The organism is Streptomyces sp. NPDC006510, assembly GCF_040611955.1.
GTDB lineage: Bacteria > Actinomycetota > Actinomycetes > Streptomycetales > Streptomycetaceae > Streptomyces.
In genome coordinates this window covers 20,589-45,411 of record NZ_JBEXPH010000054.1, presented here as the reverse complement: position 1 = coordinate 45,411, position 24,823 = coordinate 20,589, and the positions used below count along the sequence as shown (strand labels likewise).

The following is a 24,823-nucleotide window of genomic DNA, read 5'->3' as shown; positions in this document are numbered from 1 at the left end:
AGGGGCAGATCTTCGTGAAGGGCGAGGTCATCAAGACGGTGCCCGAGTCGAAGATCGTCGAGACGCTGATCGAAGAGGCCATGAAGATCGCCGAGGGCATGGACGGGGCGGGGATGCCCTCGGGGGTTCCCGCCGTCACCGTGAGCTGAGACAGAACCAGAGAGGGGGCCGAGCGTGACGATTCTGGAAAGCATCCGGGGGCCGCACGACCTGAAGGCGCTGAACGGCGCACAACTCGACGAACTCGCCGGGGACATCAGGCAGTTCCTCATCCAGGCGGTGGCCAGGACCGGTGGTCATCTGGGGCCCAACCTCGGGGTGGTGGAGCTCTCCATCGCCCTGCACCGGACCTTCGACTCGCCCGTCGACCGCATCCTCTGGGACACCGGGCACCAGAGCTATGTGCACAAACTGCTCACCGGACGGCAGGACTTCTCCAAGCTGCGCGGCAAAGGGGGCCTGTCCGGATACCCGTCCCGCGAGGAGTCCGCGCACGACGTCATCGAGAACTCGCACGCCTCGACCGTCCTCGGCTGGGCCGACGGCATCGCCAAGGCCCATCAGGTGCTGGGCCGGAGCGACCACGTCGTGGCCGTCATCGGCGACGGGGCGCTCACCGGCGGGATGGCCTGGGAGGCGCTCAACAACATCGCGGCCGCGCGTGACCGGCCGCTGATCATCGTGGTGAACGACAACGAGCGTTCCTACAGCCCCACGAGCGGCGGCCTCGCCAACCACCTCGCCACCCTCCGTACCACCGACGGATACGAACGCTTCCTCTCCTGGGGCAAGGACGTGCTCCAGCAGACGCCCGTCATCGGACAGCCGTTGTACGAGTCGCTGCACGGCGCGAAGAAGGGGTTCAAGGACGCCTTCGCCCCGCAGGGCATGTTCGAGGACCTCGGGCTCAAGTACGTCGGGCCGATCGACGGCCATGACGTCGCGGCCGTCGAATCCGCCCTGCACCGGGCGAAACGCTTCCACGGCCCGGTGCTGGTGCACTGCCTCACCGAGAAGGGCCGCGGCTACCCGCCCGCGCTCCGGGACGAGGCCGACCGTTTCCACGCCGTCGGCGCGATGGACCCGCTGACCTGCGCACCGCTCGCCCCGGCCGGCGGGCCCTCCTGGACGTCGGTGTTCGGGGACGAGATCGCCGCGATCGGCGCGGAGCGGCCGGACGTCGTGGCCATCACGGCGGCGATGCTGCACCCCGTCGGACTGACGAAGTTCGCCGAGGCGTTCCCCGACCGGGTCTGGGACGTCGGCATCGCCGAGCAGCATGCCGCCGTGTCCGCGGCGGGACTGGCCACCGGCGGTCTCCACCCGGTCGTCGCCGTCTACGCCACCTTCCTCAACCGGGCCTTCGACCAGCTGCTGATGGACGTCGCGCTGCACCGGTGCGGGGTGACCTTCGTCCTCGACCGGGCCGGCGTCACCGGACCCGACGGACCCTCGCACAACGGCATGTGGGACATGTCCGTGCTCCAGGTCGTCCCCGGGCTGCGGATCGCCGCCCCGCGCGACGCCGACGAACTCCGGGCCCAGCTCCGCGAGGCCGTCGCCGTCGACGACGCACCCACCGTGATCCGGTTCCCCAAGGAGGCGGTGGGGGAGCCGGTCCCGGCGATCGGCCGGATCGGGGGCATGGACGTGCTGCACCGGGCGGACAACCCCGATGTGCTGCTCGTGGCCGTCGGAGTGCTCGCCCCGGTCTGTCTGAAGGCCGCCGATCTGCTCGCCGGGGCCGGCATCCGCTGCACCGTCGTCGACCCGCGCTGGGTCAAGCCGGTCGACGAGGAGCTGCCCCCGCTCGCCGGACGGCACCGGCTGGTCGCCGTCGTCGAGGACAACAGCCGGGCAGGGGGCGTCGGATCGGCGGTCGGGCAGGCGTTGCGGGACGCCGGGGTGGACGTACCGCTGCGCACGTTCGGCATCCCCGAGCAGTTCCTCGCGCACGGCAAGCGTGCCGAGGTGCTGGCCGACATCGGGCTCACCCCGGTCGAGATCGCCGGCCGGATCAGCGCCGTACTGGCCGCCAGGGAGGCGGCGACAGGAACCGAGGAGAGCGGGGCATGAAGGACGACGGGCCCAAGGGCTTCGACCTGGCGCGGCTCCTCGCGGAGCGCGGCGCCGAACGCTACGAGCTGCACACGAAATACCTCAACCACCAGCTGCCCCGGATGCTCCGTACCATCGGCTTCGACAAGGTCTACGAACGGGCCGAGGGCGCACACTTCTGGGACGCGGACGGCAACGACTACCTCGACATGCTCGCCGGATTCGGCGTGATGGGTCTCGGCCGGCACCACCCCGTCGTACGCAAGGCCCTGCACGATGTCCTGGACGCCTCGCTCGCCGACCTCACCCGCTTCGACTGTCAGCCGCTGCCCGGGCTGCTGGCCGAGAAGCTGCTCGCGCACAGCCCGCACCTGGACCGGGTCTTCTTCGGCAACAGCGGCACGGAAGCGGTCGAGACGGCCTTGAAGTTCGCCCGCTACGCCACCGGCAGGCCCAGGATCCTCTACTGCACCCACGCCTTCCACGGGCTGACGACCGGCTCCCTCTCGGTCAACGGGGAGGACGGCTTCCGGGACGGCTTCGCCCCCCTGCTGCCGGACACCGCCATCGCGCTCGGCGATCTCGACGCACTGCGGCGCGAGCTGAAACGCGGAGACGTGGCGGCACTGGTCGTCGAGCCGATCCAGGGCAAGGGCGTCCACGCCGTGCCGCCCGGCTTCCTGCGGGACGCGCAGGAGCTGCTGCACAGGCACAAGGCCCTGCTCATCGCCGACGAGGTGCAGACCGGCCTGGGCCGGACCGGCGACTTCTACGCGTACCAGCACGAGGAGGGGGTCGAGCCCGATCTGGTCTGTGTCGCCAAGGCGCTCTCCGGCGGCTATGTGCCGGTCGGGGCGACCCTGGGCAAGGACTGGATCTTCCGGCGGGTCTACTCGTCGATGGACCGGGTCCTGGTCCACTCCGCGAGCTTCGGCTCCAACGCCCAGGCGATGGCGGCCGGGCTCGCGGTCCTCGCGGTGATGGAGGACGAGGAGACCGTCGCGCATGCGCGCCGCACCGGCGAGCTGCTGCGCGACCGACTGACCGCACTGGTCGACCGCTACGAGCTGCTGCACGAGGTGCGCGGGCGCGGGCTGATGATCGGCATCGAGTTCGGCCGGCCGTCGTCCCTCAAGCTGCGCAGCCGCTGGACGATGCTGCAGGCGGCCCGCAAGGGACTCTTCGCGCAGATGGTGGTGGTGCCGCTGCTCCAGAAGCACCGCATCCTCACCCAGGTCTCGGGCGATCACCTGGAAGTGATCAAGCTGATTCCGCCGCTGGTGATCGACGAATCGGACGTCGACCGGTTCGTCACGGCGTTCACCGCGGTGATGGACGACGCACACAGCGGCGGCGGGCTGATGTGGGACTTCGGCAGGACACTGGTGAAACAGGCCGTCGCCAACCGCTGAGCCGGATACCTTTTGCCTGAGAGGCAAGAAATTTGCCTCCCAGGCAGGTTCCTGGCCCAATAGGTACATGAATCCTCCAGACGGAGAGGCGGCCGACGAGCTGCCCGGAGTCGCGCCACGCCTGCGCGACCTGCGCCGGAGCCGTGGTCTCACCCTGGAGACCGCCGCTCAGCGGGCGGGGCTCTCACCCGCCCATCTCTCCCGGCTCGAAACGGGCCGTCGCCAGCCGTCGCTGCCGATGCTCCTCGGTCTTGCCAGGATCTACGGTACGACGGTCTCCGAGCTGCTCGGCGAGAAGCCCCCGGAACGTGACGCGATCATCCGCGGCGGGACGTTCGAGGGAGCCGAGGCCGATGGCTGGATGTACCAGCAGGCCGGCGGTTCCGGCCGGGCGATGCAGGCGCTCCGCGTCCGGGTTCCGCACGGTGCGCAGGGCGATCTCGTACGCGTCCATCCCGGCGAGGAGTGGCTGTACGTGCTCGCCGGGCACCTCCGGGTCTGGCTCGGGGACACCGTGCACGACCTCGCCTCCGGTGACAGCGCACACTTCGATTCGCTCACCCCGCACCGGATCACGGCCGTCGACCGCGACGGCGCCGAGCTGCTCTTCGTCCACACCCTGCTGCAGAGCCCCGCCGCCGAGCTGTGCCTCGGCAGCGGGGTCCACCGTCGCTGAGACCGGTTACTCCGGTCGCCAGAGAGGACTGTCATGTCCGATTCAGAGAACTTCGACCCGCTCGGGTCCAGGAAGAACTACGAGGCCCAGGAGCGGAAGTTTCCGCGCGGTGTGGTGATCCGGCTGTTCGCCTACCTCATCGCCGGACACATCTTCGCGGCCTTCCTCTATCTGCTCTTCGCGGTGGCCGGCAAGGGCTGACCACCGCCGCCGGGCGGGCCCGGCTACGCCTCGTCGAGGAGCCGGTCGCGCAGCCGCTCACGGGTCTCGGGGGCGAGTCCCAGGCCTTCGGAGAAGTAGCGCTCCGTGCTGCCCCAGGTCTCGTCGATGGTGGCGAACGCCGCGGCGAGGTACTCGGCGTGGGCGCCGAAGAGCGGATTCAGCAGTTCCACCACCTCGGCCGACATGCCCTGCGCCGAGGTGTCGCTGCGACGCACCTTGTAGCGGCGGTGCGCGTCGTTGGACTTCAGATAGTCGGCCTCAATGGCATCGCGCTCGACGCCGACGGCGAGCAGTGACACCGCGATCGACAGACCGGCCCGGTCCTTGCCCGCCGCGCAGTGCATCAGGGCGGGCACGCTGTCCTCCGCCAGGGAGTGCAGGACCCGGCTGTGCTCGGCGGTGCGGTCCCGGATGATCGAGCGGTACGAGGCGATCATCCGGTTCGTTCCCTTGCCGTCGGCGAGGACCGAGCGCAGCTGCTCGACATCGCCGTCGCGGACCATGTGCCAGAACTGTGAGCCGTCGGCCGGGTCGGAGAGCGGGATGCTCACATTCCGTACGCCCGGCAGATCCACGTCCAGCCCGTCGAGCCTGCGGTCGGCGGCATTGCGGAAGTCGAAGATCGTGTGCAGGCCGAGGCCGCCGAGGAAGGAGGCGTCCTCGGCGGTGGCGTGTGCGAGGTGACCACTGCGGAAGAGCCGCCCGTGCCGCACCCGCCGGCCGTCCGTGGTGGGCAGCCCGCCCACGTCGCGGAAGTTACGGACACCCGCCAGCTCGGGTTCCGTCGACGGGACCTGTGGCAACTGCTGCGTCACGGTGACTCCTGGAGTGTCTGGTGCCGGCGCGAGTCACCGGCGAGGCCACTCCGGCGACGATACGACATTGATTCCTCAGGCAATCATCTCGGCCTTTCCCTGTCGATACCCGGGCGAACTCCGGTTCTCCCGCGGCGAATCCGCCCGGTGAATTCCTCGCCAGGCCGTTGCCCGTGCCCCGCCGATGGTCGATGATGTGCGGAACTGTTTGAATGTGGGGATACGATGATCGAGACGGGCAACACCGGCCGGACCTGGCTGCTCACCGGGGCGAGCAGCAGCTACGCACTGCGACTGACCGAGCAGGACGAGCTGATCCATCTGCACTGGGGGCCGAGGATCACTCTCGCGGCGGCCGAGGCGCTGGCCGCGGCACCGGAGCTGCCCTTCAGGGCCTTCGAGTCCCATCTCGACGGCCGGGAGGAGTATCCGGTGGAGGGCGGCCCCAGGTTCGTCCGCCCGGCACTCTCGGTACGCACCCCCGAGGTTCGCGGCACCGAGTGGGCCTTCGGCGCCGCCGTGGTGGACGGGGACGAACTGCGGATCGACTTCACCGACTCCGTGCACCGGCTCGCCCTCACCCTGCACTACCGGATGCGGGACGACTCCGATGTCGTGGAGCGCTGGGCCACCGTCGCCCACGCCGGACCGGACGGCGCGCCGCTGGAGTTGCTGCGCGCCGACGCGGCCGCCTGGTCGCTGCCCGCCCGGGACGGCTGGCGGCTGAGCCGGCTGCACGGACGCTGGGCGGCGGAGTCGCGGATCGCGCGGGCGGAGCTGACCTACGGCGAGAGCGTCATCTCCAGCAGGCGGGGCCACACCGGCCACCAGTACCTGCCGTGGGTCGCGCTGGACGCCGACGGTGCGGCGACCGAGGAGAGCGGCGAGGTCTACGGCTGCGCGCTCGGCTGGTCCGGGTCGTGGCGGATCTCCGTGCAGCGGCTGCCCGACGGGCTCGTACAGATCACCGGCGGCGCCGGCTACGACGACTCCGGACTGCTGCGGCTCACGCCGGGGGAGTCGTACACCACGCCCGTATTCGCCGGTCTGTGGAGCGGGCAGGGGTTCGGCGGCGCGAGCCGCGCCTGGCATGCCTGGCAGTTGGCCCATGTGATCCCGGACGCGGAGAACCTGCGGCCGGTGCTCTACAACTCCTGGGAGGCGACGGGCTTCGACATCTCGATGGACCAGCAGCGTGCCCTCGCCGAGCGCGCCGCCGCGATGGGCGTCGAGCTGTTCGTGGTGGACGACGCGTGGTTCGGGCAGCGGACCAGTGACCGGGCCGGGCTCGGCGACTGGACGCCGAATCCGGACCGCTTCCCCGGCGGCCTGAAGCCGCTCGCCGACGAAGTGCACGGGCTCGGCATGCAGTTCGGAATCTGGGTCGAGCCGGAAATGGTCAATGCGGACAGTGATCTCTATCGCGCCCACCCCGACTGGGTGCAGCACTTCCCCGGGCGGGCGCGGACGGAGTACCGCCATCAGCTGGTGCTCAATCTGGCTCGCCCCGATGTGCAGGAGTATCTCTGGGAGCAGCTGGACACGCTGCTCTCCGAAACACCTGTCGACTATGTGAAATGGGACTTCAACCGCTGCTTCACCGATGCGGGCTGGCCGGGCGAGGAGTACCCGCAGAAGCTCTGGATCGAGCACGTGGACGCGCTGTACGCGCTGATCGACCGGCTCAGGGCCGCGCATCCCTCGGTCGCGTTCGAGTCCTGCTCGGGCGGCGGCGGCCGGATCGACCTGGGGATCCTGTCCCGTACGGACCAGGTGTGGACCTCCGACAACACCGACCCGCTCGACCGTCTCGCCATCCAGGAGGGCTTCGGGCACCTCCATCCGGCCCGGGTGATGGCCGCCTGGGTCACCGACAGTCCGAACCACCAGCTCAACGGCAGGGTCAGCTCGCTGCGCTTCCGTTTCGTGAGCGCGATGGCCGGTGTGCTCGGGGTCGGCGGGGACCTCACTGAATGGAGCGAGGAGGAGCTGGCCGAGGCGCGGACCTGGGTGGACATCTACAAGGAGATCCGGCCGATCGTGCAGTGGGGCGAGCTGTACCGGCTGCGCGAGCCGCGCGGCGGACTCAGTGCGGTCCAGTACGTCCACGGGGAGGAGACCGTGGTCCTGATGTGGCTGGAGGCGCAGAGGTACGGGGAGCGGCCCCCGGCTCTGCGGCTGCGCGGGCTCGACCCCGCGGCGACGTACACCTGCCTGGACACGGGGGCGGTGCACCACGGTTCGGCGCTGCTGCATCAGGGACTGCACACCGGACTCCGAGGCGATCTCGACGCGCGGGTGCTGAGGCTCCGACGGGGGTGACACTCGCGGCATGTCCGTAATGCGGTTATTTGCCATAACATGCCCCGTTTATGCGGGACATGGGTGCCGCCTCGTGAGCGGAATCATATCCGTGACGGTGTGTGGTGACGGCAATGTTGGGGCATCCGTGCGCGGCGCGGAAATCAAAGATCCTTAATCCACGGAGTGTGACCGGAATTCCGCGCTGAATTCCCGGCGCGGATTCCGGCGTGGAACCCGTGGCTTGTTCTCGTCGTCCCGGCTCGCTTACGGTCACCGTCAATCCGGACGGACCGCCTAATCCTGCCGCCGACCGGAATCCGCATCCACTCATCGCGTGGCAGGAGCGGGGGAACCAGGTAAGCCGCCGACCGGAGAAATCCGGTCGGCTCGGGGTGAAGTCGCGCTCGGCGCGGCCGGGCATCTCCAGCCCGAACCCGACAGCTCACCTCGTAGGCGCCGGAGAGGAAGTACTTCATGCCCATATCGGGTAAGCACCGTCGTCCGAAGATCAGCACCATCGCCCGTGGCGTCGCCGCGGCAAGCGCCGGCGGCGCCGTCGTCGCACTGCCGCTGCTCGGTGCCACCGGTGCCCACGCCGTGGAGCAGGCCGCTCCGGCCGCCGCACCGAAGTCGGCCGCCGCCACGCAGGCCGCGCCGGTCTCCCAGAAGCAGGCCGCCACCACGACGTACTCCGTCGTCTCCGGCGACTACCTGTCGAAGATCGCCGCCGAGCACAAGATCAAGGGCGGCTGGCAGAAGCTGTACCAGGACAACCGCAAGGTCGTCGGCGAGGATCCCAGCCTGATCTTCCCGGGCATGAAACTGACCCTCGTTGCCAAGGCGTCCGGCAACGCCGCGCCCACCGGCGCCGGCACCGGCTCGGCCCTCCCGTCGAAGGCGCCCTCGGTCGCCTCGTCGGCCGCGCAGAAGTCCGCCCCGGCCAAGTCCGTGACCGCCGCCCCGGAGACCAAGGCCCCGGCCGCCCGGAGCACCGCCTCCGGTTACGCCCACCCGGTCCCCGGCAACCACACCACCAACTACCGGGCCTCCGGCTCCAACTGGTCCAGCGGCAGCCACACCGGCATCGACTTCCCCGTCGCCACCGGCACCAGCGTCAAGGCCATCACCTCCGGTACCGTCGTCACCGCCGGCTGGGGCGGCGCGTACGGCAACCAGGTCGTCATCAGGCACGCCGACGGCCACTACTCGCAGTACGGCCACATGTCCTCCCTCTCCGTCTCGGCGGGTCAGGCCGTGAGCGCCGGCCAGCAGGTCGGCCTCTCCGGTGCCACCGGCAACGCCACCGGCCCGCACCTGCACTTCGAGGTCCGCACGGGCCCGGGGTACGGCTCGGACATCGACCCGATCGCCTTCCTGGCCTCGCACGGCATCTACGTCTGAGCCGAACGGCCGGGCAGCTGAGCGACAAAGCATGACCTGAGCAACACAGCAGGGGCGGTGCGCGGCGGCGCACCGCCCCTCTGCTTATTCCCCCTTTACCAAAAACTGACCGGGTGGTCTATCTCACCACCCGTCAACCCCTTATTACGGTCGCGTAGGTCACATTCAGCGGTGCAGGATAAGCGTTTGTGGCAGACGATTCGAGAAAAAACCAACGTGGCGTCAACAACCGACAGGGCGTCATCGGGTCGTACGCGGCGATCGGCGACAGCTTCACCGAGGGAGTCGGCGACCCCGGCCCGGACGGGACCTTCGTCGGCTGGGCGGACCGTTTCGCGGTACTCCTCGCGGACCAGCTCCCGGACCCCGATGCGGCGACGGGCGCCGAAGGCTCCGCGCACGGGAATTTCGGGTACGCCAATCTCGCCGTACGCGGACGCCTCCTCGACCAGATCGTCGAGGAGCAGGTGCCCCGCGCCAGGGAGCTCGCACCCGACCTGGTGAGCTTCTGCGCCGGCGGCAACGACATCATCCGGCCGGGCACCGACCCCGACGACGTGGCCGAGCGCTTCGAGCGCGCCGTCGCCGAGTTGACCGAGGCGGTCGGCACGGTCATGGTCACCACCGGCTTCGACACCCGTGGCGTTCCCGTGCTGCGCCATCTGCGCGGCAAGATCGCCACGTACACCGCCCATGTACGGGCCATCGCCGACCGCTACGACTGCCCGGTCCTGGACCTGTGGTCGCTGCGGTCCGTCCAGGACCGGCGCGCCTGGGACGACGACCGGCTCCATCTGTCGCCCGAGGGACACACCAGGGTCGCGCTGCGCGCCGCCCAGGTCCTCGGCATCGACGTGCCGGCCGACCCCGACCAGGAATGGCCCCCGCAGGCACAGCGTGGCACCCTCGAAGTGCGGCGCGACGACATCCACTGGGCGCGCGAGTACCTGGTTCCGTGGATCGGCCGACGGCTGCGCGGCGAGTCCTCGGGCGACCACGTCGAAGCCAAGCGCCCGGACCTCCTGCCGCTCTAGGGTCTTTCGTCTGGATCAGGCCGGACCCCGCGAGCCCGGCGTGATCCAGTCGAGAAGCCACTTGATTGCGGAAGTGTCTCCGCTGGCCGCGGTTTGCTCATCCTCGACAAAGTCGCCGCCCACTGCCGGCGAATCCCCGCTTCGGATCGTTGGCCCCTCGCGGGTTCCTTCGCCCGTGCCCTCATCCGGTCGGCGAAGCGATTCGGGCCGCGTGACGAAGCGGGCGAGATCCTCGGCGGAGCCGCGGGGCAGGCAGGCCACCACCGCCTCCGGCAATGTCGTGATCACGGCGCGCAGCCGCGCGCCGAGGTCCGGGAGCGGGGACCAGGACGAAGCGGGGACATTGACGGTGACAAGCAGCAGGTCGCCCTCGTAGCAAGGCCGGGGTCGCTCGCCGGACCCGCCTGGACCTCAGGCCGGTCCGGCGGGCCACGACAGCGGATCCGCCGGTATCCGCTCCAGCACACCGCCCGCGAAGACGTCGTACAGCGGCAGCGTCTCCAGGTGCACATAGCCGATGTGGCAGTCGCAGACCGCCAGCGGACAGGCGCGCGGCCCGAGCGCCCGCCGGTAGCTCCCGTCGTAGAGGTTGCCGAGCTCCGCCGGTACGAAATGGCAGCGCCGCACGGTGCCGTCGCCGTCCACCGAGATCACCGACTCACCGGTCCTGCAGGGCAGCCCGGCCGACCGGTGCGGATGCCGGCTGTAGGGGAAGAGCGGGTCGATGGCCGTCCAGCGGTCCGCCTCCTCGTCCGTATAGGTGTGGCCCTCCGCCGCGTTCACCCAGAGATAGACCTCGTCCGGCAGCGCGGCGCGCAGCCGCCGTGCCTCGTCGAGATGGTCGTCGAGCCCGACCACACCGACACTGTGCCGGATGCCGAGCGCGGTCAGCTCCCGGCACTTGGTGAGGAACCGCTCGTGCGGCGTCTGCCCCGGGTGGTACGTGCACCACAGCGCGATCTTCTCGCGGCCCACCTCACCGGCCTCGGCCAGCCAGCCCGTACGGCTGCTGATGTTGGTCTGGATCGCGACCCGGCGGATGTGCGGCAGCTGCGCCAGCTCGACCAGCGCACGGCGGTACCAGGAGCGGACCAGGCCCTCGCCCCACGGCGTGAACAGGACCGAGATCCGGTCATCGGTCTGCGCCGCGGCCCACGCTGTGAACCGCTCCAGCGCGGCCCGGTCGGCACGCAGTTGCTCCGGGCTGTCGCGCCGCTTGGCGAACGGGCAGTACGGACAGTCGTAGTCGCACGACGAGAGCGGGCCGCGGTAGAGGATCGTCAGGTCCATGGGCGGGCTCACTTCAGTTCGTACGCGGCCATCGCGGCGCGTACGTCGGGGGAGAAGAGTTCCGGGCCCAGCGCGTCGGAGTGGGCCAGGCCCTCGGGGGAGAGCCGTAGCAGTCCGGACGCCCCGGCCGGTGCGTCGAGCCAGCCGCGTGCCTCGAACCGGGCCAGCTCGGCGGGGAAGTCGTCGGCCGGCGAGGTGCCGAACCGCTCCCGGTAGTCGGCCAGTCGCAGCCCCTCGGCCTGGAGGACCGACTGCAGGAGATGGCGCCGGCGGGCCTCGTCGCCGTCGACGTACCGTCCGACCTCCGCGTGCGAGAAGTCCTCGGTGGCGGCGTAGCCGTCGATGATCGCCCGCACCTCCCGCATCTCGACCGCGTAGTCGAAGGAGTAGTGCAGCTTGGTGGTGTACGAGCGGGCGCCGCACCCCAGGCCGATCATGCCGTCGGTCTGGCAGGCGTAGTCGTCGGGGCCGTCCGTGCGCGGGGCGTCGGCGCGGCGGAACATCCGCATCGAAACCTGCTCGTAGCCATGGGCCAGGAGATGGTCCCGGCCCGCCCGGTACAGCCGCAGCCGTTGTTCGTCCCAGGCCGCGTCGGCCGACGCCCCGCCGTCCGCGTCGAGCCGTCCCAGACCGGTCAGCGGGCGCACGTACAGCGGGTAGAGATACAGCTCCTCCGGCCGCCAGCCGAGCGCCGCGTCCAGCGAGGTGCGCCAGCTGTCCTCGGTCTGCCCGTCGATGCCGTAGATCAGGTCGATGTTGAGGACCGGGATACAGGCATCGCGTATCCGGTCCAGCGCCGCCTCCACATCGGCCCGCCGCTGCGGGCGCACCGCGGCCCGCGCCTCCGCTTCGACGAAGCTCTGCACCCCGATGCTGATCCTGGTCGTACCGCGGTCGGCGAGGACGGCCAGCCGGTCGGCCGTCGCGGTCGACGGCGACGTCTCGACCGAGAGCGGAACGGACCGCAGATCGGCGCCCATCCGCTTCTCCGCGATGTCGCAGAGCCGCTCCAGCTCCGCCGCGGTCAGGAACGTGGGCGTACCCCCGCCGAACGCGGCCGCGGCGAAACGCACCGGCCCGTCGTCGCCCAGCGCATCACGGACCGCGGTGGCCTGCCGGTCCAGCGCGTCGAGGTACCGGGTCGTCAGCTCGTCGGGAGCACCGATCCGGGTGAAGAGATTGCAGAAGCCGCAGCGGACCTCGCAGAACGGTATGTGCAGGTAGAGCGAGAGCGCGTCCTTGCGCTCGGCCGCCCACAGCTCGCGCAGCCCCGGCCGGTCGGCGAGCGGCCGGTAGGCGGTCTTGTGCGGATAGGCGTAGACATAGCTCTGGTACGGCCGGGTGGCCGGCGCGGCGGTGGTGGTGCGGCTCATGGTGCGGTGGCCCCCGGTTCCAGGAAGAAGTGCGCGTACGGAACGGTCCAGACGGACTCGTGACCGAGCCGGTGACCGGTGTAGCCGTCGTCCCCGTACGCCGTGCCGTGGTCCGAGCAGACGATGGCGAAACAGCGGCGGCGGCTGCTCGCGGCGGCGAAGAGCCTGCCGATATGGGCGTCGACGTACTCCAGGGCCGCGGCGTGCGTGGCGCGGGAGTCGCCCGCCTCGCGGCTGGCGCCAGGCCGGTGGAACCAGTTGGGCTGATGCATGGCGGACACATTGACGAAGAGGAACAGCCGCTGCTCCGCAGGGAGTTGGGCGACGACCTGCTCGGCACGGGCCACCTGTGCCTCGAAGGAGGTGGGCGACGCCACGCCGAACTCCGGCTCCCAGTGGCTCTCCTGGAACATGCCGGGCAGCACGGAGCCGAGCGGTCCCCGCCGGTTGAAGAAGCCGACACCGCCGATGCACACCGTGCGGTAGCCCACGCCGACGAGGCCGGAGAGCAGGTCCGGGGTGTCGAAGACAAAGGTGTCCGAGGCGGTGGACTCACTGCCCGCGAAACGCGCCGCGAACAGCCGGGGGTGCGGCCCCTGGCCCGCCGGTGTGGGCAGGAAGCCGGCGAAGATCGCCTGGTGGGAGGCGTAGGTGAAGCTTCCCGGCGCATGCCGCTTCTCCCAGACACCGCCCGGCAGATGGCGCGCCAGATGCGGAATGCGTCCCGCGGCGGTGAGCTCCACCGCCACGTCGTAGCGCAGTGTGTCGAGGGTGACGAGCAGCAGGTCGTGGCTGCCCACGACCTCGCTCATGTCGGGGTTCCGGGCGTCCGCGGGGGTGCGCGCGGTGTCAGGCAGTGGCGGTTGCACGGTGGTTCCTTGCTCTGTTCATTACGGCGGCGACCTGCGCCGCATACGTGTCCAGGCCCTCGGCGCCGCTGCCCGGAAGGCCGGTCAGCCGCGGCAGGAGATCTCCGAAGGCGTTGACCTCGCCGACGGCGAAGCGCCGCCAGCCGGTCGAGGGCAGCAGATCGACGCCCACACACAGGGTGTCCGGGAAGCACTCCGCGGCCCGCTCGCACACGGCCAGGGCCTCGCTCCAGCCGCCGCCCGCCGCCTCCACGGCCGCGCGGACGTCGTCGAGATCTCCGCGCGTGCCACCGAGGTGAAGGTTGGTCATGGGGGAATGGCTGGTGCGCACGACGGCATGGGTGGCCCGGCCCGCCACCACCACGACCCGCAGATCCGTCGCCCGGCCGCGCTGAGTGGCCTTGGGCAGCCAGCGCTCGATGTGCAGCCCGTCCGGTGCGAGTGCGTCGACGATCGCCGCGACCTCCCGTTCCGTCGTGACGCGGCGCACCCGCAGGGAATTGAAGAGCCGGCCGGATGCGTCGCGCTCCACCGATGTGGTGGCCCTGACCCGGCCGGGCCCGGCCGTCTCCACGGCCAGGACCCCCGAGGCGGACGAGCCGTGCGCGAGCTTCACGAAGATCCTGGGCATGCCGTGGTCCGCCATCCGCTCGCGGACGTCCGCCCAGTCCCGCACCACGGGCGCCCCGGCTCCCGAGGTCGGCGACGCCGGGACCGGAACCCCGGCGCCGTCCAGCACCGCATGGCAGAGCCGCTTGTCGAACAGCACCGCGACATCACCGGGATCGTCCAGCAGCACGGCACCGGCAGCGCCCGCCGCCCGCGCCACCTCCCGCACGGCCGCGGTGAACCGGGCGTACCAGAGGGCGGTTCCCTCGACCCTGGTCGGATCCCCGACCGTGCGGAGCAGCCGCTCCACCTCGGTGTCCTCACCGGGCGAATCCAGCCGTACGGTCTCGCCGGGCAGGAACACGGCCTCGCCGCGCAGTACGTCCAGCCAGGTCACGACGCGCGCCGTCGGCAGCCCGGCGGCGCGCACGGCGTCCTGGAAGAGCGTGACCCGGCGGTTGCCGGGCACACCCACGACGGCGAAGCGCGGCGACGGGCCTGCCGTGCTACTCGCTGACGGCGACATAGCGGTCGACGTCCTCTTCCGGATCCCAGTACTCGACCTCGTCGATCTCGCCGTTCACCCGATCCGGACCGAGGAGCTTCCTCAGCCGGTCCACCAGCGGGTCGCTCATGTAGTGATGGTGCAGATCCAACGAGGTCAGATGGGTGAGCGGCTGGCCCGAGAGCAGCGCTTCGGCGCCTTCGTCACCCAGGGTTCCCATCGCGAGGGAGAGCGACTCCAGTTGGGCGACGACCGGGGCGGAGGCCACGGCGGCCGCGATCTCGTCCTGGATCTCGCTGTTCTGCAGCCCCAGGTGGCGCAGGGCGGGGAACGACGCACCGGACAGCAGCGGAGCAAGGTCCTCGACCGTGGTGTCACCGCCGTACTCGGTTACACCGAGCCAGAGTTCGAGGCGTTCCAGCGCGGGCAGCTCGGAGGCGCCGATCGCCCGCACGATGTCGGACGGGAGCCCGCCGGACTCGAACCGCAGCGACTTGAGCGACTTGTGCCGCACCGGCCGCAGACCGAGCGAAGGCCGGTCGTCGACCTGCTCGCCGCAGCCGCGCACCGCCAGCTCCTCCAGCTCGCCGAACGCCTCGACCACCGGGGTTATGTCGCACATCTCCAGCCACGACAGTTCGCACTCCTCGCTGACGACATCGGCGAGGAACAGCGCCCGCAGGGCCGGGAAACGGTCGGCATGACCGACCAGCAGATCGACGACCGGGGCGAAGGACTCGTACTCCTCCTGCCACCAGGGGCCGATCAGCAGGGCCCGCACCTGCGTCGTGTCGACCGTGTCGACGAAGTGCTGCCACAGCGGGCCGAACGTCAGATCGCCCTGCCAGGCGCTCTCCAGCCGCCACGCGACCGAACCGGCGTCCGGGAGGGGGATGCCGGGGGTCCCGTCGGGCCCGGGAAGGGTATGGACGGGCAGGCCGTGAAAGGTCTCGGGGTGTTCGATGTCAGTCATTGCACTTCACTCCGAGACCGAGGTGTAGCGGCCTTCGACGCCGCGGTCGCCCCAGGGCTTCTCGCGCTCCGACACATCGACCCGCACGCCGTGCGGCTCCAGCGCCTCCGTGACCCGGCGCTCCATCGGCTCGGTCATGAAGTGGTGGTGCAGATCGAGCCGTTCGAGATGGGTCAGCGGCTGGCCGTCCAGCAGCGCCGCCGCGCCCTCGTCGCCCATGGTCCCGTTCGACAGGTCGAGGACACGCAGCTGCGCGACGACCGGGGCACTCGCGACGGCCGTCGCGATCTCGTTCTGCAACTCGCTGTTGCGCAGACCGAGATGGGTGAGCCGGGGGAAGCGCGTGCCGGAGAGCAGCGGGGCCAGGTCGGCCACATCGGCGTCGCCCCCGTACGCGGAGACACCGAGCCAGAGGTCGAGCCGCTCCAGCGCGGGCAGCTCGCTGTCCAGGATGCCCCGGATCACCCCGACCGGCAGGCCGCCGGTCTCGATGGTCAGCGAACGCAGCCGCTCGTGCTTCGAGGGGGAGAAGACCAGGTCCGTGCCGCCGCGCACACCCAGTTCGAGCAGTCCGGGAAAAGCATTGAGCAGCGCCGTGACATCCGACTGCTCGATCCAGGAGATCTCGTTCTCCTCCATGGTCATGTCGCCGACGAAGACGGCCTCCAGCGAGGTCAGCCGGTCGGCGGCGGCGATGATCAGATCGATCGGGTAGGACGAGGGCTCCTCGTACGACTCGCCCCACTGACCGACGATCAGGGCCCGGACACCGGCCGGGTCGACCGCCTTCAGGAATGCCTGGAAGGCGTCCTCCCAGGTCATCTCGGACTCGTCGTCGTACGGATCGACCGAGATGCGCCAGGCTGCCGCATCGGCGGCCTGCCCGGGTGCCTCACCCGTCGCGTGCTGGAAGTCGACAGCGGGAAGGCCTAGCAACTCGTGCAGATGGTCCACACCGGACATGACCCTGAGCTCCTGGTACTGGGAGACGGCTGATGTTCACAAGGTTTATCAAGCCGCACTGACAACGGCGCACCCGGGACCTCCGCGAGGGGCCGCCGGGCTCGGCCGCCGCCGGTCGATTGTCAGACCCTCCCCGTAGCGTTTTCTCCGTGGCCGGCACAGCGGGTGCGGCCATCGAGGGGAGACGTCTGTGTACCGGCAGGGCGATGTACTGATCGTGTCGTTGGAGGAGTCGGCGGTGCCCGCGCATCTCGTGGACGCGCCGGGTGAGCCGAGGGACGGCAAGGGCCGCATGGTCCTCGCGCTGGGCGAGGTCACCGGCCATGCCCACGCGGTTCAGGGGCCGGGGCGGCTGATGCGCGAGGCGGGGGTGTTCGGGCCGATGCTGCTCCATCTCCCCGAGGGTGGTCGCGTGGTGCACGAGGAGCACGCGGCGATACCGCTGTCGAAGGGCTGGTACCGCGTGGTGCGCCAGCGGGAGTACACACCGGGGGCGGTCCGCATCGTCGCGGACTGACGGCGGCCCACGCAGCGCACTACGCGCCACGAAGAACACAGAACACAACACACAACATACGGCACACAGGACAGACGGAACACAGGGGACGGGGAAGACAGATGCAGTACGTGGACTCATGGCGGGCCGTGGCAGCGGCGACCGGCGCGGCCGACCGGTCCGCGGCCGAGGACGGGCTGCGGCTCGCCTACCGCAGCGCAGGACTCGCCGAGCCGGAGCGGATCGTCTGGGTCGACTCGCCCAGGGCCGCGGTGGAGGCCGTCGAGAAGCTCGCCGACGCCGGACGTTCGGTGCGCGACGAGGTACGGACGCGGCCCTGGGCGCAGGAGCGGCGGCGGATGTACGACGAGCTGGGCCCGGCGGGCTGGTCCGCGCTGTGGTCCGCCACGGGCGCACAGCTCTGGGAGACCACCGCGGCGCTCGCCGAGCGGATCAGGGCCGGTGTCGTCGCGGACCTCTCGGAGCGCCCCGAGGACGAGTCCGACGTCCGGCTGGTGCTGCTCGACGCGGTCCTGGGCCAGCACGACGCGGCCTGGCTCGCCGCTTTCGACGGCCGGGGCGACCGGCTCGACGGTCTGGCGGAGGTGGCCAGGCACGCGGGCTGGTGGTGGCCCTACGAGCGCGCCGTGGTGATCAGTGAGCGGCCGGAGGCGCTGCACCGGGACGAGGCGGGCCGGCTCGACCGCGGGGACGGCCCGGCGCTCGCCTACCGCGACGGTTTCGCTCTCCACGCCTGGCGCGGCATGCCGGTGCCCGCCCAGTTCCTGGAGGAACTGAACTCCCTGACCCCGAAGCGGATACGCGAGGAGGAGAACGCGGAACTGCGCCGCGTGATGCTGGAGTTCTACGGTTACGACCGATACCTCACCGAATCCGGCGCGGAGCCGGTCCACCGTGACGAGACGGGCGTCCTGTGGCGGATCGCGCTGGACGGCGACGAGGACGTGGTGATGGTCGAGGTGGTCAACTCCACCCCCGAGCCGGACGGCACACACCGTGTCTACTGGCTGCGGGTGCCGCCCGGCACCAGGACCGCGAAGGGCGGTGTGGCGTGGACCTTCGGACTCGACGGCGACGCGTACGCACCCGTGCGCCAGACCTGACCGCCGCCGGCCGGCCGAAACCACCGGCCCGAACCGCCGTCCCAACCGCCGCCCGGACCACCCGGCCGGGGCGGGCGCGGTCAGGCCGTCAGTGCCTCGTGGTCGATGCCGAGTTCGCGGGCGAGCGCCTCGTCGGTCCAGGCCAGCATCGTGGCCCGGGAGAGCGGACCCGCGTACGACGTCGTCTGCACGGCCAGACCGTCCAGCAGGGCGGTCAGCCGCCAGGCCGCGGACATCGGGTCGTCGCAGTGGAACTCACCGGCGGCGGCGCCTTCTTCGATGACCTCGGCCAGTTCCGCCTTCCACTGCTGGTCGAGATCGCCGGCCACATTGCGCAGCGCCGGATCGCGCAGCGAGGCGGCCCAGGCCTCGATCCACAGCCGCCACCCCTTGGCCTGCCCCGTGGGCGCGTACCAGCGGACGGCGGCGCGCAGCCGCCGTACCGCGCTGGTGCGGCGGCCGAGCACCTTGCGCAGTTGCGCGAGGTCGGCCTCGGCGGCATGCGCGAAGGCTGCGGCGACCAGCTTCTCCTTGGTCGAGAAGTGGTAGAGCACGAGCGCGTTGCTCACTCCGAGCACGGCGGCCACATCGGCGATCCGGACCGCCGCGACGCCCCGCACCTCGATCTGTTCGACGGCAGCGCGCAGCAGCTCTTCACGCCGTTCCGCCACGCTCAACCGCACTCTTGCCACGGCGTCACCCTAACGAATATGCCCCGCACGGGAAGAACGGGGGGCGGAGCCGCGCACGGCCCCGCCCCCCTCCTCAACCGGCGCGCTCGGCGCCGGCCCGTACCGTCAGCACCAGAGGTCGGCGCAGCCGGAGTTGTAGGCGTCGATCAGCGTCTCCGTCAGCGAAGCGCCCGAGGAGTCCGTGACGGTGGGACCTCAGATCGACCTTGGCGGTCCCCAGGGCCGGCACGGTGACCTTCCAGTGGCCATCGGCACCACGGGCTGTTCCGGCCGGCTTCCAGTCGGTGCCGTCCGTGGCGTACCAGACCTTCAACGAGGCGATGGGCAGCGCCTTCCGGTCACCCTGCGCGAGTCGGCTCCGGCCGGGACCCGGCCGTCGACCGTGTGGTGCAGAAAGTAGGCGTCCGCCCCGGTGCTGACGCCGTTCAGGGTGAGTGTCAGCGGGCCCTGGGCCAGCCGGTCCCGCAGCGCGGGCACGCTCGCCGGGTCCAGCCGGAGCACCGGAGTCGGCCGGTAGACGGAGAGCCCGTAGCCGACGTACATGATGGCGGCCGTATTGGCGTCGGTCAGTTTTCGGTAGAGCGCGTTGTTGAACGAGGTGTCGCTGGTCGCCGGTGTCCAGAGCACGACCTTGCCCTTGAAGTCCATCGCCGCCGGGTCGGTGTGCGCCCCGGTGCCGATGTCGACGACCTCGCCGGTCGTCGAGCCCAGCCAGCTGTAGATGCTGTACTGCGACAGCAGCAGCTTCAGGGCCTGTGGGGAGGAGCCGGGTTCGTGTGCGTCGACCTCACGCTGCTGCCAGCTGAGCCCGCCGAAGAAGGTGAGCCCGTCCAGCGTCCCGCCGGTGGTGGGCACGGCCTCCACGCGGTACTGCCCGGCGGAACTCGGTGCGACGAGTCCGCTGTCCACGGTGCCGGAGCCGGTGTCGATCCGCGAGGCGATTCCGGTCGCCGACTGGAGGGCGACCCGGGCGGACCCGTCATCCACCCCGATCCGTACCGGTTCGGCGCCCTCGGTGTCCAGTGCGACCGAGGCGTCCCGGTCCACCGTCACCCGCCGGGCGAAGTGGATCGCCGTGGTCCCGACGACGGTGTTGCCCACCGTGTCGTACTCCCAGGTGTGCCCGAGGGCCCGGTAGCTGCCGCGCGGCAGCGTCACCTTTCTCGGCGTGCTGCCGGTCAGCCCGATCAGCTGGGACGCGCCGGTGCGTTCGTTCTGCAGGACCACGCCCGTCGAGGCGGCCTCGCTGCCCGCACGCGGTGCGGGACCGGTCAGGGTGAGGGTGTACGTCTCCGGATCGGCCTGGATCGAAACGGGTACGGTCGCCCGTCCGTGCCCCGGCCAGGTCGCGGTCACGGCACCGTCGTATGTCGTTCCGGCCTCGACCTCGGAGGGTTCGAGGGTGACCTTCGAGACGGCCGAGGACCGCGCGGGCACGTCAGCGTCCGCGCACCGATCCGCACCGCACCGCCCTGCCCGGCGGAGAGCGTGAGCCGCACCGGCTTGTCGGTGGCGTTCGTCCACGTCAGCTCGCGGCTCTGCGGCTGCGCGGAGGAATTCGGGTACGTGGTCCGGGCGGCCAGCGTGGCGGGTTCGGCGACCACTGCGGTGGCCAGCGCGGCCGGTACGTCGGTGAGGCCCGACCCCGTGTCGGAGACCGTCGCACCGTCCACCCGCGCGGCGCTGCCGACCAGTGCCGCCTTCAGCCGGGCGCCGGACCAGTCGGGGTGCCGCTGGGCCAGCAGGGCGGCGGCGCCCGCCACATGCGGGCTCGCCATCGACGTACCCGAGAGCGAGGCGTACTGCTCGGTGACGGCGGCGTCGTCCAGGGTGCCCCCGGCGCGCGCGGCGACGATGTCGCTGCCGGGGCCCGAGATCTCCGGCTTGACGGCGGGCCGGCCCTGGCGCGGTCCGCGTGAGGAGAACGAGGACATCGCACCGGACTTGGTGACCGAGCCCACGGTCAGGGCGGCATCGGCGGCACCGGGCGCGCTGATCGTGTGGTCACCGCTGTTGCCCGCGGCGATGACGAAGAGCGTGCCGTGTTCGGCGGAGAGCCGGTCGACGGCGGCGGACAACGGGTCGGTGCCGTCGGACGCCACGGTCGTGCCGAGGCTCATGTTGACGATTTCGGCGCCCTGGTCCACGGCCCACTCCATGCCGGACAGGATCCAGGAGTCGTAGCCGTAGCCGTCGTTGTCGAGCACCTTCCCCTCGACGAGTTCCGCGCCCGGCGCGACCCCCGCGTACCGGCCCGCGGACGCGGCCCCGGAACCGGCGATGATCGAGGACACATGGGTGCCGTGGCCCTGCATGTCCTGGACGTTGCCGTCCCCGGTGAAGTCCCGCGAGGCGACGACGGCGCCCTTCAGGTCGGGATGACTCCGGTCGTAACCGGTGTCGAGAACGGCGACTCTGGTGCCCTTCCCGGTGATACCGGCCCGGTGCGCCCGGTCGGCGCCGATCTGCGGGACCGACCTGTCGAGCGTGGCCCGCACCCTGCCGTCGAGCCAGACCTTTCCGATGCCCCGGTCACGGGCCCGTGAGGGTGTGCCGAGCTCTTTCCAGACGGTCCCGGCCGACTTCTTGGGCACGTCCAGCGCGGTGGTCCGGGCGGTCGGGAAGGCCGCGGCGAGACGTGCCCCTTCGGGGCCCCGGGGCTCCGCGACGCCTCCGTGGCGCCGCCGACGAGGATGCGCAGCGAGTCGGTGTCGGCATCCGCGTAGCCCGAGGCGGCGAGCTCGGTGATGTCGAACAGCCGCTGGTCCACCCGGCCCCGGGAGATCTGGCCGGCGCCCGGCACGATCGAGCTGATCTGTACGCCGTTCCCCCGGCCGGAGTACGTCACCACATCGCCGGTCAGCAGGGTGACGGTGCTGCCCCGGCCGGCCGTTGCCGGGGATGCGGACGGGTCGGCGAAGGCGGGGGTGCTGTCGGCGGCGGCGGGCAGTGTTCCACCGGCGAGGGCGGCGGCGAGCGCGGTGGCGCAGACCGCCGTCCATCTGGTCCGTCTCATTCTCACCTCGTGAACTCGTGGGTTCTCAGGGGGTGGTGAGGTGAGAGTGTCAGGAACATGGCGGCTGGCGAGCGAGTGCGGACTGGCGGGTAGCTGCCATGGCAGCTACCCGCCGCACCGGCTGCGGGAAGCGTGGCGGGACACCGGGCCGTGCGACGGCCGGGTGCCCGGTCAGCGGTTCGCGGGGCGTTCCACCTCGCACCGGTCCTTGAAGCCCTGACTGGTCAGGCCGAGAGCGGAATTCGTCCGGGAGCGCATGTTCTCCACCGCGATCATTGTCGTGAGCTCGACGAACGCGGCCTCGCCGAGCGCGGTCCGCAGCCGCTCCGCCAGCTCGTCACCGACCTCCGGCGGGGTGACGCTCATCGCCTCCGCGTACTCCATGACGTCACGTTCCAGCGGGGTGTACACCTTGCTCTCCCGCCACACCGGCACATCGCGCAGCTTGCGCGGGTCCATGCCGTGCCGGTGGTTCTCCCAGTAGCCGAAGTCCATGCACCAGCTGCAGCCGATGGTGGCCGCGGCCGTCATCACGGCCAGCGCCTTGAGCTGCGGGTCCAGCTTCTTCCAGCGGCCCACCGACAGCTCGAAACGGGCTCCGGCCCAGAGCACCCCGGTGTGGTGGGCGGCGGCCCGAAGCGGATCGATGACCTTGCCGTACGTACGGTTCGAGTACCACGACACGGCGCGGAAGAGGAGGGTACGGGGCGGGTCCAGCGGGATTCGGGCGGTCATGGCCGGTCTCCTTCGGTACGGCTCGGGTGCCGTCCGGCGGCGTGGCGGGACGCCGCCGGACGGGCTGCTTCCACCGATGCGACGGACCAGGGTCCCTCGGATGTGACATGGCGGTGCGGCCGGATGCGGAATCCTGCGGCGGGTACGGACGTTGGATCCGGCATGACGGGATTCGACGCACAGCAGGAAGCGCTGCTCGGGCTGCTCGCCGAGGAGAACGGCGGAGTGCTCGTGACACTCAGGCGGGACGGCAGGCCCCAGCTGTCCAATGTCAATCACTTCTACTACCCCCGGGAGCGCCTCGTCCGCGTGTCGATCACCGACGACCGGGCGAAGACGAAGAACCTCCGCCGCGACCCCCGGGCGAGCTACCACGTCACCAGCGCGGACCGCTGGGCATGGACGGTCGTGGACGCCACCGCCGAGCTGTCCCCGGTCGCCGCCGATCCGCACGACGCGACGGTGGAGGAACTCGTCGCGCTCTACCGCGACGTCCAGGGCGAACACCCCGACTGGGACGACTACCGCCGTGCGATGGTCCGGGACCGGCGCATCGTGCTGCGGCTGCGCATCGAGCACGTGTACGGGCAGCCGCGTGGCTGACGCGGCCCGCTCCGGCTGTCGGTCCCCCGGACCTTCCGCTCTCGCACCGTCGTACCCCCCACCCATAATGAGACGACACCGACTCTCCCAGGAGATGCTGTGACCGGCGCCAACCCCTTGCCTCCGCTCCGCACCCGGCTGCGTTCGCTGCGCCCCGCAGCCTTCGGCGCGGATCCGGGCGGTGCCCGCATGGAGCGCATCCGCCGCTCGCCCAACTTCGCCGACGGTGTCTTCCAGAACCCGGTGGGGGCGCGGACCAGGCCGTCCGGATCCATTCTGGAGTTCGCGAAGGTCTACTTCCGCAAGGAGGAGCGGGCGCGCAGGGCGCCGGCCGGCACCGTGCCCGTCCACGCCACCACCTACGCCGATCTTGCCGAGACGCCCGCCACGGGGCTGCGGCTCACCTGGATGGGCCATTCGAGCGTGCTCGCCGAGATCGACGGCCGACGGGTGCTCTTCGACCCGGTGTGGGGCGAGCGCTGTTCGCCCTTCGCCTTCGCCGGGCCGAAGCGGCTGCACCCGGTGCCGCTGCCGCTGGCCGCGCTCGGTCCCGTGGACGCGGTGGTGATCTCCCACGACCATTTCGACCACCTCGATCTGCCGACCATCCGGGCTCTCGCCGGTACGGACACGGTGTTCGCCGTTCCGCTGGGTGTCGGCGCCCACCTGGAGCGGTGGGGCGTGTCCGCCGACCGGATGCGCGAACTGGACTGGAACGAGACCACGAAGATCGCCGGGATCAGCCTGACCGCCACCCCGGCGCGGCATTTCTGCGGCCGCGGCCTGCGCAACCAGCAGCACACGCTCTGGGCGTCCTGGGCCGTAGCCGGGCCCGAGCACCGGATCTATCACAGCGGCGACACCGGATATTTCCCCGGCTTCAAGGACATCGGCGCCGAACACGGACCGTTCGACGCGACGATGATCCAGATCGGTGCCTACTCCGAGTACTGGCCCGACATCCACATGACTCCGGCCGAGGGCATGCGGGCCCATCTGGATCTCCAGGGCGGCAAGCCGCTCGGGGCGATGCTGCCGATCCACTGGGCCACCTTCAACCTCGCCCCGCACCCGTGGGCCGAGCCGGGCGAGGGCACCCTCGCCGCGGCACAGGACGCGGGCGCCCGGGTCGCGCTGCCGCGACCCGGTGAGCCCTTCGAACCCACGGCGCAGACCGTTCCCTCCGAGCCCTGGTGGCGCGCGGTGGCTCCGCGGCCGCTGGAGCGCCGGCCCGCGGGGGCGGCCAGGATCACGGACCTGTCGGCCCATCCGGTGGGCGGTACGGGCCGGGCGTCCGACGACGCGGAGGCGGAGACCGACCACGCCGAGGTGGCGCCGACGCCGTAGCAGGATCCGGTCGCGGGGTACGGATCGCGTGTGGCACATCAGACGGCTCGGTCCGTCCGGCACCGCCGGACGGGCCGAGCCGTTTCGTGTGCTCATGGGTTCACGCCGCTCGGCCATTCGGGTGTCGGCCGACCAGGTGTCAATGCGGAGTAATCGGCCCCTTGTGCGAGCGGTCATACCAGAGCGGGACGGATGGCGGGCAAGTTCGACAACTGCCCGCCACGCCCGCGTGCTTGACGACTACCGTGTGTGGTCGGTGATCAACGGTGGGCTCACAACTTCCGAGCCCGCCCGACCGATGATCCG

The 24,823-nt window shown here is 70.9% G+C and carries 24 protein-coding genes, 1 pseudogene and 1 riboswitch; of the genes and pseudogenes, 13 read left to right on the top strand and 12 right to left on the bottom strand.

The features are described from left to right. The 5 genes and pseudogenes from ABZY11_RS18575 to ABZY11_RS18555 form a co-directional block, all read left to right on the top strand. Positions 1 to 149: pseudogene (locus ABZY11_RS18575) on the top strand (4-hydroxy-3-methylbut-2-en-1-yl diphosphate synthase); the annotation flags it as partial. Positions 150 to 174: 25 nt separating this feature from the next. Further along, entirely contained in the window at positions 175 to 2,076 is a 1,902-nt protein-coding gene (gene dxs / locus ABZY11_RS18570; protein ID WP_356480150.1) for a 1-deoxy-D-xylulose-5-phosphate synthase, read from the top strand. Then, on the top strand, positions 2,073 to 3,470 hold the full coding sequence (locus tag ABZY11_RS18565; protein WP_356480149.1) for an aspartate aminotransferase family protein: 1,398 nt from the start codon (positions 2,073 to 2,075) through the stop codon (positions 3,468 to 3,470). The genes dxs and ABZY11_RS18565 overlap by 4 nt, the downstream gene beginning before the upstream one ends. A gap of 67 nt (positions 3,471 to 3,537) precedes the next feature. After that, positions 3,538 to 4,146 carry an XRE family transcriptional regulator gene (locus ABZY11_RS18560; RefSeq protein WP_356480148.1) on the top strand — a complete coding sequence of 203 codons (609 nt, stop codon included), beginning with the start codon at positions 3,538 to 3,540 and terminating at the stop codon, positions 4,144 to 4,146. 33 nt (positions 4,147 to 4,179) lie between these two features. Then, entirely contained in the window at positions 4,180 to 4,347 is a 168-nt protein-coding gene (locus tag ABZY11_RS18555) for a DUF6126 family protein (protein ID WP_176729046.1), read from the top strand. Positions 4,348 to 4,370: 23 nt separating this feature from the next. Here the strand turns inward: ABZY11_RS18555 and ABZY11_RS18550 are convergent, their stop codons facing one another. Continuing rightward, complete coding sequence (locus ABZY11_RS18550) at positions 4,371 to 5,183, bottom strand: tyrosine-protein phosphatase (protein ID WP_356480147.1); 813 nt, start codon at positions 5,181 to 5,183, stop codon at positions 4,371 to 4,373. Between the two features lie 225 nt (positions 5,184 to 5,408). Here ABZY11_RS18550 and ABZY11_RS18545 point away from each other — a divergent pair, with 225 nt between their 5' ends. From ABZY11_RS18545 to ABZY11_RS18535, 3 genes are all read left to right on the top strand, one after another. Next, positions 5,409 to 7,505, top strand: a complete 2,097-nt coding sequence (locus ABZY11_RS18545; RefSeq protein WP_356480146.1) for an alpha-galactosidase — start codon at positions 5,409 to 5,411, stop codon at positions 7,503 to 7,505. Between the two features lie 296 nt (positions 7,506 to 7,801). Further along, positions 7,802 to 7,956: riboswitch (cyclic di-AMP (ydaO/yuaA leader) on the top strand. Positions 7,957 to 7,961: 5 nt separating this feature from the next. After that, a complete protein-coding gene (locus tag ABZY11_RS18540) occupies positions 7,962 to 8,888 on the top strand; it encodes a peptidoglycan DD-metalloendopeptidase family protein (protein ID WP_356480145.1) in 927 nt (308 codons plus the stop codon). A 188-nt stretch (positions 8,889 to 9,076) separates the two neighbouring features. Continuing rightward, positions 9,077 to 9,922 carry an SGNH/GDSL hydrolase family protein gene (locus ABZY11_RS18535; protein WP_356480144.1) on the top strand — a complete coding sequence of 282 codons (846 nt, stop codon included), beginning with the start codon at positions 9,077 to 9,079 and terminating at the stop codon, positions 9,920 to 9,922. Positions 9,923 to 9,937: 15 nt separating this feature from the next. Here ABZY11_RS18535 and ABZY11_RS18530 read toward each other — a convergent pair whose 3' ends face one another. From ABZY11_RS18530 to ABZY11_RS18500, 7 genes are all read right to left on the bottom strand, one after another. After that, the gene (locus ABZY11_RS18530) at positions 9,938 to 10,210 is read right to left on the bottom strand and encodes a hypothetical protein (RefSeq protein WP_356480143.1); all 273 of its coding nucleotides are present in this window, start codon (positions 10,208 to 10,210) and stop codon (positions 9,938 to 9,940) included. 123 nt (positions 10,211 to 10,333) lie between these two features. Then, on the bottom strand, positions 10,334 to 11,212 hold the full coding sequence (locus ABZY11_RS18525) for an STM4011 family radical SAM protein (RefSeq protein WP_356480142.1): 879 nt from the start codon (positions 11,210 to 11,212) through the stop codon (positions 10,334 to 10,336). 8 nt (positions 11,213 to 11,220) lie between these two features. Beyond that, positions 11,221 to 12,585, bottom strand: a complete 1,365-nt coding sequence (locus tag ABZY11_RS18520; protein WP_356480141.1) for an STM4012 family radical SAM protein — start codon at positions 12,583 to 12,585, stop codon at positions 11,221 to 11,223. Continuing rightward, a complete protein-coding gene (locus ABZY11_RS18515) occupies positions 12,582 to 13,397 on the bottom strand; it encodes an STM4013/SEN3800 family hydrolase (RefSeq protein WP_356480152.1) in 816 nt (271 codons plus the stop codon). Before ABZY11_RS18515 ends, ABZY11_RS18520 begins: the two co-directional genes overlap by 4 nt. A 37-nt stretch (positions 13,398 to 13,434) precedes the next feature. Further along, entirely contained in the window at positions 13,435 to 14,589 is a 1,155-nt protein-coding gene (locus ABZY11_RS18510; protein WP_356480140.1) for an STM4014 family protein, read from the bottom strand. Further along, positions 14,570 to 15,541: an STM4015 family protein gene (locus tag ABZY11_RS18505; protein WP_356480139.1), complete on the bottom strand. Its 972-nt coding sequence runs from the start codon at positions 15,539 to 15,541 to the stop codon at positions 14,570 to 14,572. Before ABZY11_RS18505 ends, ABZY11_RS18510 begins: the two co-directional genes overlap by 20 nt. Positions 15,542 to 15,547: 6 nt before the next feature. Further along, positions 15,548 to 16,504: an STM4015 family protein gene (locus tag ABZY11_RS18500; RefSeq protein WP_356480138.1), complete on the bottom strand. Its 957-nt coding sequence runs from the start codon at positions 16,502 to 16,504 to the stop codon at positions 15,548 to 15,550. Between the two features lie 190 nt (positions 16,505 to 16,694). Between ABZY11_RS18500 and ABZY11_RS18495 the strand changes: the two genes are divergently transcribed. Further along, positions 16,695 to 17,021 carry a hypothetical protein gene (locus ABZY11_RS18495; protein ID WP_356480137.1) on the top strand — a complete coding sequence of 109 codons (327 nt, stop codon included), beginning with the start codon at positions 16,695 to 16,697 and terminating at the stop codon, positions 17,019 to 17,021. A gap of 101 nt (positions 17,022 to 17,122) precedes the next feature. After that, a complete protein-coding gene (locus ABZY11_RS18490) occupies positions 17,123 to 18,124 on the top strand; it encodes a DUF6745 domain-containing protein (RefSeq protein WP_356480136.1) in 1,002 nt (333 codons plus the stop codon). An 80-nt stretch (positions 18,125 to 18,204) separates the two neighbouring features. On the opposite strand, the gene ABZY11_RS18485 is transcribed toward ABZY11_RS18490, so the two are convergent. From ABZY11_RS18485 to ABZY11_RS18475, 3 genes are all read right to left on the bottom strand, one after another. Continuing rightward, the gene (locus tag ABZY11_RS18485; protein ID WP_266429819.1) at positions 18,205 to 18,816 is read right to left on the bottom strand and encodes a TetR/AcrR family transcriptional regulator; all 612 of its coding nucleotides are present in this window, start codon (positions 18,814 to 18,816) and stop codon (positions 18,205 to 18,207) included. A 309-nt stretch (positions 18,817 to 19,125) separates the two neighbouring features. Then, on the bottom strand, positions 19,126 to 20,172 hold the full coding sequence (locus tag ABZY11_RS18480) for a hypothetical protein (RefSeq protein WP_356480135.1): 1,047 nt from the start codon (positions 20,170 to 20,172) through the stop codon (positions 19,126 to 19,128). After that, positions 20,169 to 21,410, bottom strand: coding sequence for a S8 family serine peptidase (locus tag ABZY11_RS18475; RefSeq protein ID WP_356480134.1), 1,242 nt, complete (start codon positions 21,408 to 21,410; stop codon positions 20,169 to 20,171). Before ABZY11_RS18475 ends, ABZY11_RS18480 begins: the two co-directional genes overlap by 4 nt. A 150-nt stretch (positions 21,411 to 21,560) precedes the next feature. On the opposite strand from ABZY11_RS18475, the gene ABZY11_RS18470 reads away from it, so the two are divergent. Further along, a complete protein-coding gene (locus ABZY11_RS18470) occupies positions 21,561 to 21,845 on the top strand; it encodes a hypothetical protein (protein ID WP_356480133.1) in 285 nt (94 codons plus the stop codon). Between the two features lie 158 nt (positions 21,846 to 22,003). Here the strand turns inward: ABZY11_RS18470 and ABZY11_RS18465 are convergent, their stop codons facing one another. Continuing rightward, a complete protein-coding gene (locus ABZY11_RS18465) occupies positions 22,004 to 22,567 on the bottom strand; it encodes a carboxymuconolactone decarboxylase family protein (protein ID WP_356480132.1) in 564 nt (187 codons plus the stop codon). Between the two features lie 162 nt (positions 22,568 to 22,729). On the opposite strand from ABZY11_RS18465, the gene ABZY11_RS18460 reads away from it, so the two are divergent. Beyond that, on the top strand, positions 22,730 to 23,170 hold the full coding sequence (locus ABZY11_RS18460) for a PPOX class F420-dependent oxidoreductase (RefSeq protein WP_356480131.1): 441 nt from the start codon (positions 22,730 to 22,732) through the stop codon (positions 23,168 to 23,170). 99 nt (positions 23,171 to 23,269) lie between these two features. After that, positions 23,270 to 24,517 carry an MBL fold metallo-hydrolase gene (locus ABZY11_RS18455; RefSeq protein WP_356480130.1) on the top strand — a complete coding sequence of 416 codons (1,248 nt, stop codon included), beginning with the start codon at positions 23,270 to 23,272 and terminating at the stop codon, positions 24,515 to 24,517. Positions 24,518 to 24,823 lie beyond the last annotated feature (306 nt).